The organism is Pauljensenia hongkongensis, assembly GCF_001746855.1.
Taxonomy (GTDB): domain Bacteria; phylum Actinomycetota; class Actinomycetes; order Actinomycetales; family Actinomycetaceae; genus Pauljensenia; species Pauljensenia hongkongensis.
On record NZ_CP017298.1, the window covers coordinates 1,417,853 to 1,418,844 of the forward strand.

The window sequence follows — 992 nt, forward strand, 5'->3', positions numbered from 1 at the left end:
CCTCGTCGGCCTCGTGGAGCTGCCCGGGCGCCCCGAGCGCGCCTCCGACTGGCCCGAATGGGTCCATCCCCTGGTCCGCGGGGCGTGGGCGCGCCGGGGCGTCGAGCGCCCCTGGTCGCACCAGCGCGAGGCCCTGGACGCCACGGCCTCGGGCGCCGACGTGGTCGTGGCGACGGGAACGGGCTCCGGCAAGTCCCTGGCCGCGTGGACCCCCCTCCTGTCCGACTTGGCGGGCGCGGGCTCCACGACCCGGATCTCGGCCGTCCACAGGCGCCCCACCGCCCTCTACCTGTCCCCCACCAAGGCCCTGGCCGCGGACCAGTGCGCCTCGCTGGAGGCCCTCATGGAGGGCGGTCCGCGCCTGGCCAGCGCCTCGACGTGCGACGGCGACACCCCCCGCGAGGCGAAGGAGTGGGCGCGCGCCAACGCCGACGCGCTGCTCACCAACCCCGACTACCTGCACCACGTGATGCTGCCCGCGCACGGGCGGTGGACGCGGGTGCTGGCCAGCCTGCGCTACATCATCATCGACGAGCTCCACCACTGGCGGGGCGTCACCGGCTCCCACATCGCCCTGGTGGTCCGGCGCCTGCTGCGCGCCTGCCACCGCCTGGGCGCGGACCCGCGCGTCATCATGCTCTCGGCGACGGTGCGCGACCCCGCCCTGGTGGGCGCGGCCATGACGGGGCGCCCCGCCACCGCCGTCACCCGCGACGGCTCCCCCGCCGGGCCGCGCCATCTGGCCCTGTGGCAGGGCGGCCTCGTCGACGACGGGTCCGGGGCGGAGCCCTCCTCCTCCGGGGCCCTCGCCTCCCCGGCCCCCTTCTCCTCCCCCGGAGACCCCGCCTCCCAGGGGGCCCTCGCCGACGGCGACCGCGTCCTCGGGGCCTCGGTGGTCCGGCGCTCGGCGGGCGCGGAGGCCGCCGGGCTCACCGCGCGCCTCGTCGAGGAGGGCGCGAGGCTGCTCGCCTTCGTCCGCTCCCGGGCGGGCG

General features: G+C 78.3%; 1 protein-coding gene. It reads left to right on the plus strand.

Translation table 11 applies throughout. From position 1 onward, the window contains the following. On the plus strand, window positions 1–992 hold a 992-nt coding region (locus tag BH719_RS05865), incomplete at both ends, for a DEAD/DEAH box helicase (protein WP_009743883.1).